This window comes from Bradyrhizobium sp. FW305-F6 (genome assembly GCF_058782905.1).
Window position 1 is genome coordinate 158,148 of sequence record NZ_JBYSYD010000002.1, and the last position, 12,810, is coordinate 170,957.

11 protein-coding genes are annotated in these 12,810 nt (G+C 64.5%); 1 reads left to right on the top strand and 10 read right to left on the bottom strand.

The features are described from left to right. Positions 1-141: 141 nt before the first annotated feature. The 5 genes from AC3WLX_RS11995 to AC3WLX_RS12015 form a co-directional block, all read right to left on the bottom strand. Positions 142-297 (bottom strand): hypothetical protein, encoded by a 156-nt coding sequence (locus tag AC3WLX_RS11995; protein WP_007612486.1) that lies wholly within the window; start codon positions 295-297, stop codon positions 142-144. A 176-nt stretch (positions 298-473) separates the two neighbouring features. Then, entirely contained in the window at positions 474-1,934 is a 1,461-nt protein-coding gene (locus tag AC3WLX_RS12000; RefSeq protein ID WP_492336079.1) for a flavin-containing monooxygenase, read from the bottom strand. 158 nt (positions 1,935-2,092) lie between these two features. Continuing rightward, entirely contained in the window at positions 2,093-3,514 is a 1,422-nt protein-coding gene (gene ahcY / locus AC3WLX_RS12005; protein WP_492336080.1) for an adenosylhomocysteinase, read from the bottom strand. Positions 3,515-3,588: 74 nt separating this feature from the next. Next, positions 3,589-4,785, bottom strand: a complete 1,197-nt coding sequence (gene metK / locus AC3WLX_RS12010; protein WP_492336081.1) for a methionine adenosyltransferase — start codon at positions 4,783-4,785, stop codon at positions 3,589-3,591. A gap of 60 nt (positions 4,786-4,845) precedes the next feature. Then, complete coding sequence (locus AC3WLX_RS12015; protein ID WP_492337272.1) at positions 4,846-6,201, bottom strand: hypothetical protein; 1,356 nt, start codon at positions 6,199-6,201, stop codon at positions 4,846-4,848. Positions 6,202-6,366: 165 nt separating this feature from the next. Between AC3WLX_RS12015 and AC3WLX_RS12020 the strand changes: the two genes are divergently transcribed. Then, the gene (locus AC3WLX_RS12020) at positions 6,367-8,085 is read left to right on the top strand and encodes a caspase family protein (protein WP_492336082.1); all 1,719 of its coding nucleotides are present in this window, start codon (positions 6,367-6,369) and stop codon (positions 8,083-8,085) included. Positions 8,086-8,250: 165 nt separating this feature from the next. Here the strand turns inward: AC3WLX_RS12020 and AC3WLX_RS12025 are convergent, their stop codons facing one another. Genes AC3WLX_RS12025 through AC3WLX_RS12045 form a run of 5 tightly spaced genes read right to left on the bottom strand, consistent with a single transcriptional unit; the run spans position 8,251 to position 12,756 of the window. After that, positions 8,251-9,369, bottom strand: coding sequence for a cobalamin-independent methionine synthase II family protein (locus AC3WLX_RS12025; RefSeq protein WP_492336083.1), 1,119 nt, complete (start codon positions 9,367-9,369; stop codon positions 8,251-8,253). Between the two features lie 19 nt (positions 9,370-9,388). Next, complete coding sequence (locus tag AC3WLX_RS12030; protein WP_492336084.1) at positions 9,389-10,105, bottom strand: ABC transporter ATP-binding protein; 717 nt, start codon at positions 10,103-10,105, stop codon at positions 9,389-9,391. Then, positions 10,098-10,853 carry an ABC transporter ATP-binding protein gene (locus AC3WLX_RS12035; RefSeq protein ID WP_492336085.1) on the bottom strand — a complete coding sequence of 252 codons (756 nt, stop codon included), beginning with the start codon at positions 10,851-10,853 and terminating at the stop codon, positions 10,098-10,100. The genes AC3WLX_RS12030 and AC3WLX_RS12035 overlap by 8 nt, the downstream gene beginning before the upstream one ends. Next, on the bottom strand, positions 10,850-11,878 hold the full coding sequence (locus tag AC3WLX_RS12040) for a branched-chain amino acid ABC transporter permease (protein WP_291626060.1): 1,029 nt from the start codon (positions 11,876-11,878) through the stop codon (positions 10,850-10,852). The genes AC3WLX_RS12035 and AC3WLX_RS12040 overlap by 4 nt, the downstream gene beginning before the upstream one ends. A gap of 8 nt (positions 11,879-11,886) precedes the next feature. Beyond that, positions 11,887-12,756, bottom strand: coding sequence for a branched-chain amino acid ABC transporter permease (locus AC3WLX_RS12045; RefSeq protein ID WP_492336086.1), 870 nt, complete (start codon positions 12,754-12,756; stop codon positions 11,887-11,889). Positions 12,757-12,810 lie beyond the last annotated feature (54 nt).

Sequence of the window (12,810 nt, forward strand, 5' to 3'; positions counted from 1 at the left end):
CCAGTTCCCAAGTGAACCCAGCCGGGGACGTCATCTACTCCGGCCGAGCCCGAGCGACAAGATATTCACCGGAGGGTTGCAATCACGCTGGGGAGAACGTTCCGACGGAACCGGAAGCTGAAAGGGCCGAAACCGCCCGAATCAGGCCCGCGACAGCGCCTGCAGGCCCTTGAAGGTCAGGCGCTTGGGATCCGTGACGCCGGCAAGGTAGAGCCGGCGGATGAAGGCGATGACGGCATCGCGGTCGCAATCGGTCAGCGCCACGACGGCGTCGACCGCTATTCTCTGGGCTTCCATTGGGCTCACCTCGGCCTTGCGAGTAACCCCGGCCGAGACAGGCTAGGACTCATCCGTTAAATCGGCGTTAACCGTTCCGGAACCATCGCCGATTCAGCCGCCCCACCGTATACGCGAAACCGCGCATTGCTCAGGACGCGAAGCGGGCTCCGGTCGCACGCGGCGCGGCGGCGCGATCAGGAATACTGCATCACGCCATCGTCGATCCGGCCGAAGCGCAACGAGACGATGTCGAGCGCGTAGTTTTGGTGGAGTCGCCACGGCCGTTTCGATCCCTGCTTCGGCATTTTGGCGATCGAGCGCTGCACGTAGCCTGAGGTAAAATCGAGCGATGGCTGCGCGGTGATGGTGGGATCATCGTTGTGCGGCATGCACTGGCGGAAATTGTGCCGGTCCATGTAATTGATGAGGCGGCAGACATATTCGCCGGTGAGATCGCATTTCAGCGTCCAGGACGCATTGGTGTAGCCGAAGGCCGAGGCCATGTTCGGCACGTCGGCATACATCATGCCCTTGTAGGTCAGCGTGTTGGCAAAATCGACGGAGCGGCCGTCGACGCTGACCTCGAGGCCGCCGACCACCTGGAGCACCAGCCCGGTCGCCGTCACGATGATGTCGGCGGCCAGCTCGCGGCCGTCCTGCAGGCGGATGCCTTCATGGGTGAAGGTGTCGATCTCGCTGGTGACGACGCAGGCGCGCTGCTCGCGGATCGCCTTGAAGAGGTCGCCGTCGGGCACGAGGCACAGCCGCTGGTCCCAGGGATTGTAGCGCGGCGTAAAATGGGTCGCGACGTCATAGCCCGGACCGAGCGCGATTCTCACGCCCTTGAGGATGAGATCCTTCACCTTCGCCGGCCTGCGCCGGCTGAGCTGGAAGAAGAACATCCCCCACATCACGTTCCGCCAGCGGATCAGATGATAGGCAAGGCGCGCCGGCAGATTGCGGCGCAGTTTGTTGGCGAGCGGATCCTCGGCCGGGCGCGACACTACATAAGTCGGCGAGCGCTGCAGCATGGTGACCTGCGCCGCCTGCTTGGCGAGCTCCGGCACCAGCGTCACCGCGGTCGCGCCGGAGCCGATCACCACGACGCGCTTGCCCGCGTAGTCGATGTCCTCGGTCCATTTCTGTGGATGCACGATGCGGCCGGCGAAATCAGCGGCGCCCTTGAACTCCGGCGTATAGCCCGCGTCGTATTTGTAATAGCCCGAGCACAGAAACAGGAAATTGCAGGTGAAGCGCACCAGCTCGGTCGCGCCCTCGCCCGTGATGCGCTCGGCCGCGACGGTCCAGCGCGCCTCACTCGTCGACCACGAAGCGCGCTTGACGCGATGACGGAAGCGGATGTGCCTGTCGATGCCGTTCTCGCTGGCGGTCTCGCGCACATAGTTCAGGATCTGCGGTCCGTCCGCGATCGCCTTCGCGTCGGTCCACGGCTTGAAGGAATAGCCCAGCGTGAACATGTCGCTGTCGGAGCGGATGCCGGGATAGCGAAACAGGTCCCAGGTGCCGCCGATGCAGTCGCGGCCCTCCAGGATAACGTAGCGCTTGGTGGGACACTTCGTCTGCAGATGATAGCCTGCGCCGATGCCCGACAGGCCGGCACCGACGATCAGCACGTCGACATGTTCTGGTTGCATGGTTTCCTCCGCCGCCGGCAAGTGTCCGCCCACCGCTGCTGGCCGTCAATCGGCAATCAGCCGTGCAGCAACTAAAAGGCGAACCGAATTCCATGCGCCGAAAACTAAGAAGCCCCGGATCGCTCCGGGGCTTCGCGTCGAGATCGATCGAACCAGCATCAGTACCGGTAGTGGTCCGACTTGTACGGGCCTTCCTGCTTGACGCCGATGTAGTCGGCCTGGTCCTTGCGCAGCTCGGTGAGCTTGACGCCGATCTTGGCGAGGTGCAGGCGCGCGACCTTCTCGTCCAGCGACTTTGGCAGCACGTAGACTTCCTTCTTGTACTTGCCGTCCTTGTTGTTGGCGAACAGCTCGATCTGCGCCAGCGTCTGGTTGGTGAAGGATGCCGACATCACGAAGGACGGGTGGCCCATCGCGTTGCCGAGGTTCACGAGGCGACCTTCCGACAGCAGGATGATGCGATGCTTGTCGGGAAATTCGATCTCGTCGACCTGCGGCTTGATGTTGGTCCACTTCAGGTTACGCAGACCCGCGATCTGGATCTCGTTATCGAAGTGACCGATGTTGCAGACGATGGCGCGATCCTTCATCGCGCGCATGTGGTCGATCGTGATGATGTCCTTGTTGCCGGTCGCGGTGACGAAAATGTCGGCGCGGGGCGCCGCGTCTTCCATCGTGGTGACCTCGTAGCCTTCCATCGCGGCCTGCAGTGCGCAGATCGGATCGACCTCGGACACCATGACGCGGCAGCCGGCCTGGCGCAGCGAGGCGGCCGAGCCCTTACCGACGTCGCCGAAGCCAGCGACCATCGCGACCTTGCCCGACATCATCACGTCGGTGCCGCGGCGGATGCCGTCGACCAGCGATTCACGGCAGCCATAGAGGTTGTCGAACTTCGACTTGGTGACGCTGTCGTTGACGTTGATGGCGGGCCACAGCAGCGTGCCGGCCTTCTGCATGTCATAGAGGCGATGCACGCCCGTGGTGGTCTCTTCGGAGACGCCCTTGATGCTCTCGGCAATCGCGGCGAAATAGCCCTTGGGCTTTTCCTTGAGCTGCTTCTTCAGCAGCGCGAAGAAGACTTCCTCTTCTTCCGAACCCGGCTTGTCGAGGAAGGCGGTATCGCCCTTCTCGGCGCGCAGGCCGAGATGGACGTACATGGTGGCATCACCACCGTCGTCGAGGATCATGTTCGGGTGACCGCCGCCATGCCAGTCGAACAGCTTCGCGGTGTAATCCCAGTACTCCGTCAGCGTCTCGCCCTTCACGGCGAAGACGGGAATGCCGGCGGCCGCGATCGCGGCTGCGGCGTGATCCTGCGTCGAATAGATGTTGCAGGAGACCCAACGGATGTCGGCGCCGAGCGCGGCCAGCGTCTCGATCAGCACGCCGGTCTGGATCGTCATGTGCAGGGAGCCCGCGATGCGCGCGCCCTTCAGCGGCTGCTTAGGGCCGTACTCCTCGCGGGTGGCCATCAGGCCGGGCATCTCGGTCTCGGCAAGCGAGAGCTCCTTGCGGCCGAAATCGGCGAGCGAAATGTCCTTGACGATATAATCGGTGAAGCCGGGCTTCGCGTTCATAGGAGGTTCCTGTTTGTTTGGCTCGTCATTCCGGGCCCACCGCAATCACGGCGTCCCGGAATGACGCAAGAGAATTACAGCGCGCGCTTGAGCTGCTCGACGAGATCGGTCTTCTCCCAGGAGAAGCCGCCCTCGTTGTCCGGCGTGCGGCCGAAATGACCGTAGGCCGAGGTGCGCGCGTAGATCGGCCGGTTGAGATCGAGATGGCTGCGGATGCCGCGCGGCGTGAGATCCATCGCCTTGGCCGCGGCCTTTTCGAGCTGGTCTTCGGACACCTTACCCGTGCCGTGGGTGTCGATGTAGATCGACAGCGGACGCGCCACGCCGATGGCGTAGGCGAGCTGCAGCGTGCAGCGGTCGGCAAGACCGGCGGCGACGATATTCTTCGCGACGTAGCGCGCGGCATAAGCCGCCGAACGGTCGACCTTGGTGGGATCCTTGCCGGAGAACGCGCCGCCGCCATGCGGGGCCGCGCCGCCATAGGTGTCGACGATGATCTTGCGGCCGGTCAGGCCGGAATCGCCGTCGGGCCCGCCGATGTAGAACTTGCCGGTCGGGTTGATGTGCCAGATCGTCTTCGGCGTAATCCAGTCCTTCGGCAGCGCCTCGCGCACATAGGGCTCGACGATCTCGCGGACCTGGTTCGAGGTGAGGTCCGGAACCAGATGCTGGTGGGAGACCACGATCTCGCGGACGCCGACCGGCTTGCCGTTCTCGTATTGCACCGTGACCTGGCTCTTGGAATCCGGACCGAGCACCTTCTCCTTGCCGGAGTGACGGGCTTCGGAGATCAGGCGCAGGATCTTGTGGGCGTAGAAGATCGGCGCCGGCATCAGATCGGGGGTCTCGTTGGTGGCGTAGCCGAACATGATGCCCTGGTCGCCCGCGCCCTCTTCCTTGACCTCGCCCGGCTGAAGCGCATCGACGCCCTGCGCGATGTCGGCCGATTGCGGATGCAGGAGGATCTCGATGTCGCAGGTCTTCCAGTGGAAGCCTTCCTGCTCGTAGCCGATGTCCTTGATCGCGGCGCGGACAACGCTCTCGATCTGCTCGTTGGTCACCGACTTCGGACCACGGGTCTCACCGGCGATCACCACCTTGTTGGTGGTCGCGAGCGTCTCGCAGGCCGCACGGATCTGCCAGGGGTCGATGCCCGCCTTCGGCCCTTCACGATAGAACAGGTCGACGATCTCGTCGGAGATCCGGTCACAGACCTTGTCCGGATGGCCCTCGGACACGGACTCGCTGGTGAAGAGATAGGACGCGCGCATCAGTAACCCCTTGTTCCGCCGCTACCCGGCGGGCGTTGCGATGTTTACTTTTGAATGATGTCAATCACGCCGGCGCGAGATGACGTAGGATTCGTCGAGAAACCAGAGCCCATTGTACTTGCGCAGCACGTCCCTGGCGGCGTCCAAGGTGCGGCCGTTTTGAGTCATTTCTGTCAATCGGTCGTCCTCAATCTGAGCGACATACACCGCCGCATTCCAGGCTGCAAAGGCCGTAGAGGTACCGATGGTGCCGGTGACCTCGTTGGGCAGCGCTTCCATATCATACCTGAAGATCGAACGGTTATCCGCGTACGCGTTAAAATTTAAGTCGCGGCCCACCGATCCAAGTTCATACTTAACTGCTCGCAGTAGCTCATGACGGCTGACGGAGAAAGGATTTTCTCCGGGCCAAATCGCCTGGATCATTTCCATGCCCGGATCCTGGCCATGGGAGTGGATGCCGATCAGCCGGCCGCCCGGCCGAAGCGCCCGCGCAAGGGGTGCAATGATACGCTTGGCCCGAAAATTCACCGATGACAGGGCCCGGTAGGGCTGGGACGCGATGACCAGGTCGAAATTGGCCTCGGTCTGGCCCGGCCGCGGAATGGTCGAATCCAAAAGGAACCTGTGGTCTTCGCGATAAAGCACCAGAACGACGGGCCGCTCGTAGAGCGGCATGGCCGTGCGTGGGCTGATCGCGGCGCGCCAGTTCTGCTCCAGGAACGGCCGGAGTTCTGCGATCTGCTGCTCGAACTCGCCCGACGACGCGCCGCGGAGCGGCACCTCGTGCCAGACGGTGGCCGCGGCCGCTGCAGGCGACGCCGGCGTGAGCCAGGGCGCCTCAGCGTAGAACATGTTGGTGAAGACGAACACCGACGCCGGATGCTCGAAAATGCGATCCGGCACCTTCTCCAGGGTCAGGCGCAAATCCTCGAGGCTGAGCTCCTTGCCGGCGACATAGAACGGCATGTGCGGAAAGCGCTGGTGCGTCGCGCGCAGCACCCGTGCCAGCACCGTGCCGTCGCCGACGCCGGCGTCGAACATGCGCAGCGCCGGCGGGCGCGGATGGATGGAGGCGAGTTCCAGCGCAACCCTGTCCGCAATCACCCGCTTCTCGCTGCAGGTGTGGACGAAGAGCAGATACTTCTGGCGATTCTCGAAGAAGCGGAAATTGCCGCGCGGGTCGCGCTTTTCGGTAGGCACCTGAAGCCCCCGCGGCGGCGGCAGGCCGCCGGCCATCGAGGCCGCCATGTAGGCCTGGATTCGCTCCAGCGTGTCGATGGTGATGCGCTTGCCTTCGCGAAGGCGGTGCACCAGCTTCCCATCGTTCACCGCGCGCCGGCCGAAAGTCGATTCCGCCATGTCCGCCTTGCGGCAGAACTCGGTGATCTGGCTGAGGATTTCGTCGTTTTTCATAAGTGGGAAGCCAGTGGGCAGGCCGGTTGGGACCAGGGTCGTATCAAATTCTGCCCACTTAGGGAATAGCGGATGCAGGACCTGGGTGCGCGCATGGAGCGTGAACCCCTGCAGCTGGCCGGGCAACAAACAAGCGCCCCCTCCTCTCCCGTGAAAGACACCCGCATGCGCCGCCTCCGCGTCACGCTCTGCCTGCTCATTCTCGCGCACTGGTCGGCGCCGGCGGTGGCGCAGCCGCGCAACCAGCTCGGCCCGCTCTGCACGACCGACACGACGCCGGCCGACCAGATGATCAATGCCTGCAACAAGATCATCGCGTTGAAGGTGTTTGGGGGCCAGCAGCTTGCGACGATCCACTTCTGGCGCGCTGTCGGCTGGAACAAGAAGGGCGACTATTCCAAGGTCATCGCTGATGCGACGGAAGCGATCCGGCTGCAGCCCAGCCAGGCGGCCTATAACCTCAGGGGCTCGGCCTATTACGACAAGGGCGACTACGACATCGCGATCGCCGATTTCGACGACGCCTTGAAGCTCGGCCCGCCGAGCGGCACCATCTTCCACAACCGGGGCAATGCCTGGCGCGGCAAGCACGATTACCCCAAGGCCATCGCCGACTACGACATGGCGATCAAGTCCGATCCGAAATCGGTGTTCTCGTTCCAGAATCGCGGCATCTCGAAGGAGGCGCTCGGCGATCTCGACGGCGCGCTGGCCGACATCAATCAGGCGATCCGGCTGGATCCGGCGCTGCCGCAGCCCCTGATCAACCGCACCGCGATCTGGCGCGCCAGGGGCGATCTCGAGCGTGCCATCACCGACGGCAGCGAGGCGATCCGACTCGCCAAGGACAAGCCGCCGGTCAACATCATGACGCCGCCGAACAGCGTGCTGATCTCCGGCTATACCCATCGCGCGCTGGCCTATGAGGCCAAGGGCGACTACGCCCGTGCCCGCGAGGACTACAAGGCGACGCTGGCGATCGTTGCGTCCGACGCCGGCAGCAAAGCCAACCAGGCCACAGCAAAGGTGCGCCTGTCGCTGCTGACGGACACGACCACACCGACCCCGAGAGACACGCCCTCACCGGCGATGCAGCCGGCGCCGTCCCCTGCTCCGCAGCAGACCGGCGCGGCACCGGCACCCTCGCCTGCTCTGGCCATCCGGGGCACGCGGATGGCGCTGGTGATCGGGAACGGCGCCTATACCCATGTCAAGGCGCTGCCCAATCCGCCCAATGATGCACGCGCGGTCGCGAAGAGCCTGCGCGACATCGGCTTCAGCGTATCGGAGGGCGTCGATCTCGATCGCGCTGCAATGCAAAAGATGACGCGCGATTTCCTGCGCGAGGCTGCGCGGGCGCAGGTGTCGGTGGTCTATTATGCCGGCCATGGCGTGCAGGTCGACGGCCGCAACTATCTCATTCCGGTCGACGTCGCGCTCAAGCCGGGCGCGGGCATGACTGAAGCGATGATCGACATGGATACGATCATGGCCGGCCTGGACGACCAGGTCCGCACCAACATTTTGATCTTCGACGCCTGCCGCAACAATCCGATGTCGCAGCATGTGGCGAGTGCCGGTACCAGTCGGGGTCTCGAAGGGGCCTCGGGCCTTGCCGCGCCGACGAGCCTGGGCGTCGGCGCGACGCTGGGCGCCGGGACGCTGATCGCATTCGCGACCGCGCCGGGCCAGGTAGCGCTCGACGGCGAAGGCGCCAACTCGCCGTTCTCCGCCGCCCTCTCGCGCCATATCGGCACGCCGGGAATAGAAGTGCAGCAGATGCTGACGCGGGTGCGGGCGGAAGTGGTGTCGAGCACCAAGAACAAGCAGGTGCCGTGGTCGAACTCCTCGCTGCTGGGCGAGGTGTATCTGGCCGAGAAGTGAGATGCTCTCGTGCCCCGGACGCAGCGCAACGCCTCCTCAGCGGTGCGCTGCAGAGCCGAGGCCAATCTCTCCGAACAAGTCGAGCAGCATGGGTCCCGGCTCTGCGCAGCAACGCGAGAGCGTTGCAGCGCGTCCGGGACACGAACGTGGCTCGCTACGTGAGCCTCAATTGCCCCACACTTCCTTCGAGATCTCGACGGCCAGGCTGAGCTTGGCCCACTGCTCCTCCTCGGAGAGGATGTTGCCTTCTTCCGTCGAGGCGAAGCCGCATTGCGGCGAGAGGGCGAGCTGCTCCAGCGGGACAAACTTCGCGGCTTCCTCCAGACGGCGCTTGATGTCGTCCTTCTTCTCGAGCTCGCCGAACTTGGAGGTGATGACGCCGACCACGACGATCTTGTTGCCCTTGGGCAGGAAGCGCAGCGGCTCGAAGCCGCCGGCGCGGTCGCTGTCGTACTCCAGGAAGTAGCCGTCGTAATTGGTGCCGGCGAGCATGGTCTCGGCGACCGGCTCGTAACCACCCGAGGAAATCCAGGTCGAACGGAAATTGCCGCGGCAGACGTGAGTGGTCACCACCATGTCGGCGGGCTTCTCGGCCAGCGCGTAGTTGATGATGCGCGCATAGATCTGCTGCAGGCCATCAGGGTTGTCGCCGCGCTCGCGTGCCTTCTGCAATTCGTCCTGCGAGCAGAGATAGGCCCACACGGTGTCGTCGAACTGGAGATAGCGGCAGCCGGCGTCATAGAACGCCTTCACGGCCTTGCGATAGGTCTTGCCAAGGTCTTGATAGAAGGCCTCGAGATCGGGATAGACGTCCTTGGAGATCGACTTGCGGCCGCCGCGGAAATGCAGCACCGCCGGCGACGGGATCGTCATCTTGGCGGTGACATGGGCCTGGTCGGCCACCTTCTTCAGGAATCGGAAGTGGTCGAGCATCGGGTGATCGTCGGGAAAGTCGAGCTTGCCGATCACGCGCACCGCGTCGTGGCGGGTCTGCACCCCCGCGAACTGAATGCCGGCGTCGGGGTGGAACAGCTCGCAGCCGGTGAGCTTGGCGAGGAAATCGAAATGCCACCAGGAGCGGCGGAATTCGCCGTCGGTCGCAAGCTTGAGCCCGATCGAAGCCTGCTTGTGCACGACCTTCTCGATCTCCATGTCCTCGATCTTGCGCAGATCGTCGGCCGAGATCTCGCCGTTCTCGAGACGGCTGCGGGCTTCCTTGATCTTGGCCGGACGCAGGAGGCTGCCGACCTCGTCGGCGCGGAAGGGGGCTTTGGTTCGCTGCATGTGTTACTCCCTGGACATCCTAGTGGGCCGCCGCCCCGGCGACGCCGAGATGGCGCTCCAGGACGGAGGGATCGGTCTTCAGCGCGGCGCTCGGGGCATCGTGGACGATCGCTCCGCGCTCCAATATCACAACGCGGTCCGCCAGCCCCAGAATCTTTTGGGCATTCTGCTCGACGATGATCGAGCAGATGCCGCCGGATCGGGTGATGGTCCCGATCGCCTTCAGCAATTCCTCGACGATGATGGGGGCAAGACCTTCGGTCGGCTCGTCAAGCAGCAGCACTTTCGGGTTGAGGGTCAGCGCGCGGCCGATCGCCAGCATCTGCTGCTCGCCGCCGGAGAGTTGGTTGCCAAAGTTGCTCCGCCGCTCCTTCAGCCGCGGGAACATCTCGTAGACCTTCTCGACAGTCCACGGACCAGGCTGCGCCACCGCCGTCATGTTCTCTTCCACCGTGAGCGAGCGGAAGATGTTGCGCTCCTGGGGCACCCAGCCGATGCCGGCGCGCGCCCGCTGGTCGGGTCGCAGGGCAGTGACGTCGGCGCCGGCAAGCGCGATGGAGCCGGAGAAGCGGCGGGTGACGCCGACGATGGAATTGATCAACGTGGTCTTGCCGGTGCCGTTGCGGCCGAGCAGCGCCAGCACCTGCCCCTCGCCGAGGCGCAAGGACATGTTGGGCAGCACCACCGCCTCGCCATAGCCGGCGCGTAGCGAATCGATCGCGAGCAGGTCAGACATGGACCGCCTCCTCGCCGAGATACACCGCCTTCACCTGCGGATCGCGTGCGACCTGCTCGGGCGGCCCCTCGGTGAGCAGCGCGCCGGAGACCAGCACGGAGATGCGGTCAGCGAAGGAGAACACGAGATCCATGTCGTGCTCGATCAGGAGCACGGTGACGTCGCGCGGCAGCGCGGCCACGACAGCGAGGATGTCGTGGCGCTCGCTCTCGGGCACGCCGGCAGCGGGCTCGTCGAGCAGCAGCACGCGCGGCTTGGCCGCGATCGCGACCGCGATTTCGAGCAGGCGCTGCTTGCCGTAAGGCAGCGTCACCGTCTGCTCGTTCATGACGTCGAGCAGGTGGAAGCGCGAGAGCAGTTCGGCGATCTCGCCGTTGACGTCGCTGCGCGTGCCCATGCGCCGCCACCAATCGCCGCCATGGCCGAGGCGTTCGGAGACGGCAAGCCCGATGGTCTCGAGCGGGGTCAGGTCGGGATAGAGCTGGTTGATTTGGAAGGTGCGTGACAGGCCGCGCAGCACGCGCTTGTGCACGGGCAGATCGGTGATGTCCTGGCCTTCGAGCAGGATACGGCCGGAGTTCGGCTTGAGCACCCCGGTGAGCTGGTTGATGACGGTGGTCTTGCCGGCGCCGTTCGGGCCGATCAGCGCGTGGCGGGCGCCCTGCTCGACCTTGAGCGAGAGATCACGGGTGACGCGCAGCCCGCCGAACTGCTTTTCGAGGTTCTTCGTTTCGAGCGCGATGGTCATGAATCGCTCTCCGGCACGGCAACTACGGCCTTGCGCCCGGCCAGCTGCCTGATGACCAGGTTCGGCACATACAGCACCCAGCGGTGCAGGCGTTGCCGGCCGACCAGCACGATCACGACCAGCACGAGACCGATCCAGAACTGCCAGTATTGCGGCGTGATGGTGGAGAACAACTCCTGGAGCAGGCGGAAGATCACCGCACCGATCAGGCCGCCATAGAGATAGCCGGTGCCGCCGATGACGAGCACCAGCATCAAATCGGCGGAACGCTCGAAGGCGAACACGTCCAGCGAGGCGATAGCGGTGGTCTGGGTGAACAGCGCGCCGGCGATGCCGGCATAGAACGCCGCCAGCGTGTAGATCGCGATCAGGCGGCGGTTGACCGGGATGCCGATCGCGGCGGCGCGCAGCGGATTGTTCTTGATCGCGCGCAGCGACAGGCCGAACGGCGAGTGCACGACGCGGCGGGCGAACAGGAACAGCAGGAACAAAACGGCCAGCGAATAGAAGAACCCGGCCTTGCCGAACATGTCGAAGGGGATCTGGCCGAGGATCGGCTGCATCTCGATGCCCTGCAAGCCGTCGGTACCGCCGGTGATGTTGGAGAAGCGTTCAGCGAGCGCCTCCAGCAGCAGGGCAATGCCGAGCGTCACCATCAAGCGGGTCAGGTCGACGCCGCGGATGACCAGGAAGCTCGTGGCAAAGCCGAGCACCATCGCCACGAGACCTGCGACGACCAGCGCCAGCACGGGCTCGTTGACGATACCATGCAGCGCAAGAAGCCCCGCGGCATACGCACCCACGCCGAAGAAGGCGGCATGGCCGAGCGAGACGATGCCAGCATAGCCGAGGATGAGGTCGAGCGACATCGCGAACAGCGCCAGCCGCAGGATGTCGGTCATGATCAGATAGCGCGACGGGAACAGGAACCCGCAGGCCAGCACGATGAGCCAGAACGCGATCTCGCCCCAATGCCAGCGCGCCTGGCGCTGAGCGTGATAGCCGACGTCGGAGGAAGCGGTCATCGGCGAACTCAACGCGCAGCGGTGCGGCCGAACAGGCCGTTCGGGCGCCAGATCAGGATCACGATCATGATCGTGTAGATCACGAAGGGGCCCATCTTCGGCACGTAATATTTGCCGGCGACATCGCCGATGCCGAGCAGCACGGAGGCGAGGAACGGGCCTGTTATCGACGACGAGCCGCCGACGGTGACCACGATCAGGAAGTAGATCATGAACTTCAGCGGAAAATACGGATCGAGCCCGAGGATCTCGGCGCTGAGCGCGCCGCCGAGGCCGGCAAGCCCGCAGCCGAAGGCAAAAGTAAAGGCGAACACCTGCGGAACGTTGATGCCGAGGCCGCTGGCAGCGCGGGGGTCGTCGACAGCGGCGCGCAGACGGCTACCGAAGCGCGTCTTGGCCAGCACCAGCTGAAGCGCGACGGTGAGCAGGCCGCAGATCACGATGATCATCAGGCGGTAGCGGCCGATGCCGACGCCGAACAGGTCGAACTGGCCCTGGAGCGCGGCCGGCAGATTGATGAAGACGCGCGAGGAGCCCTGGATGTAGTCCACCGCGGCAACCGACATGAAGGTGAGGCCGATCGTGAACAGCACCTGGTCGAGATGGCTGCGCGCATAGAGGTGGCGGTACAGCGTACGCTCGAGCGCGATGCCGATCGCCGCCGAGGAGACGAATGCGAGCGGCAATGCCGCGAAGAACGGCCAGCCCATCCGGTTGACCAGCACCATGCAGACATAGCCGCCCGCCATCGCGAAAGCACCGTGGGCGAGATTGACGAAGTTCATCAATCCGAGCGTGACCGCGAGCCCGCAGGCGAGCACGAACAGCAGCATGCCGTAGGCGACGCCATCGAACAGGTTGGTGAGGATTGCGGTCATCGAAGGTCGAAGATCATTTCAGATGTGGCCGAGGGTCGCGCTGCGCTCCCTCTC

Excerpts from the sequence above, each read along its gene's own strand:
- AC3WLX_RS11995 (WP_007612486.1), bottom strand. The coding sequence starts at position 297 with ATGGAAGCCCAGAGAATAGCGGTCGACGCCGTCGTGGCGCTGACCGAT.
- AC3WLX_RS12000 (WP_492336079.1), bottom strand. The coding sequence starts at position 1,934 with ATGCAACCAGAACATGTCGACGTGCTGATCGTCGGTGCCGGCCTGTCG.
- ahcY (WP_492336080.1), bottom strand. The coding sequence starts at position 3,514 with ATGAACGCGAAGCCCGGCTTCACCGATTATATCGTCAAGGACATTTCG.
- metK (WP_492336081.1), bottom strand. The coding sequence starts at position 4,785 with ATGCGCGCGTCCTATCTCTTCACCAGCGAGTCCGTGTCCGAGGGCCAT.
- AC3WLX_RS12015 (WP_492337272.1), bottom strand. The coding sequence starts at position 6,201 with ATGAAAAACGACGAAATCCTCAGCCAGATCACCGAGTTCTGCCGCAAG.
- AC3WLX_RS12020 (WP_492336082.1), top strand. The coding sequence starts at position 6,367 with ATGCGCCGCCTCCGCGTCACGCTCTGCCTGCTCATTCTCGCGCACTGG.
- AC3WLX_RS12025 (WP_492336083.1), bottom strand. The coding sequence starts at position 9,369 with ATGCAGCGAACCAAAGCCCCCTTCCGCGCCGACGAGGTCGGCAGCCTC.
- AC3WLX_RS12030 (WP_492336084.1), bottom strand. The coding sequence starts at position 10,105 with ATGTCTGACCTGCTCGCGATCGATTCGCTACGCGCCGGCTATGGCGAG.
- AC3WLX_RS12035 (WP_492336085.1), bottom strand. The coding sequence starts at position 10,853 with ATGACCATCGCGCTCGAAACGAAGAACCTCGAAAAGCAGTTCGGCGGG.
- AC3WLX_RS12040 (WP_291626060.1), bottom strand. The coding sequence starts at position 11,878 with ATGACCGCTTCCTCCGACGTCGGCTATCACGCTCAGCGCCAGGCGCGC.
- AC3WLX_RS12045 (WP_492336086.1), bottom strand. The coding sequence starts at position 12,756 with ATGACCGCAATCCTCACCAACCTGTTCGATGGCGTCGCCTACGGCATG.